General features: G+C 37.9%; 2 protein-coding genes. Both read left to right on the top strand.

What is annotated here, in order from left to right:
* A partial coding sequence (locus ACZBKJ_RS09915) for a hypothetical protein (RefSeq protein ID WP_463200934.1) occupies positions 1–298 on the top strand: 298 nt, incomplete at its 5' end.
* Positions 262–699 (top strand): hypothetical protein (locus ACZBKJ_RS09910; protein ID WP_463200932.1); only part of this gene is annotated, 438 nt, incomplete at its 3' end. The genes ACZBKJ_RS09915 and ACZBKJ_RS09910, both read left to right, overlap by 37 nt.

Below are 699 nucleotides of genomic sequence, written 5' to 3'. Positions count from 1 at the left end.
GGGCGAGCACAGCAATGCTTGGGAGAGTGCCAAGCAAGAGGCTATCAATGCAATTAGAGATAATTCCACAATAGATCCTACATTACAAAGAAAACTACTTGAAGATTTAAAGAATGGTAACTTAGAGACCAGAACAGTAGGTAGTGGCAGCCTACAAGGACAGGAAGTCATTCAAAAATATCATGCCAACCAAAAGGTTGGCAATAGTCATACAAACACCAATGGTAATACCAATACAACCAACACAAGTGAGGTAATCGAATGCAATCCATTAAAGAACGACTTATGCGAGAAATAGTAAATAATAGACCAGGTGGTATCAATCACTATATGGAAACTCAAGATGAAATTGAAGATAAAAAAATTAATTATGGTGGACATGCACGAGGCTCCCTAGATAATGTCTTTTATGCCAATATGGTTGGAGAGGGCGCTAACTACCTAAAGTTTTTACCAAGAATTTTGCGATGGTGCCAAACTTCCGTAGAATTAAAAGTAGATGGCGGTTGGACACCACAATACGCTAGCTGGGTTTACGAAGCCTACGCGGGCGCTACTTGGGCTTATACAGGTCAAGATGATGTTGATATTTGGAAGGTATGTTTAGAATATACCAATTTATGGGTTTTTAAGAATAAAAATCCTACTGACTTTTCGGTATCAAAAGGTATGACAAAGGATTTATTTTATACTTATCTA

The sequence above is a fragment of the Moraxella sp. I5G genome, from assembly GCF_055193055.1.
Note: the sequence above shows the minus strand (reverse complement) of the source record. Positions and strands in the feature narration are given on the sequence as shown.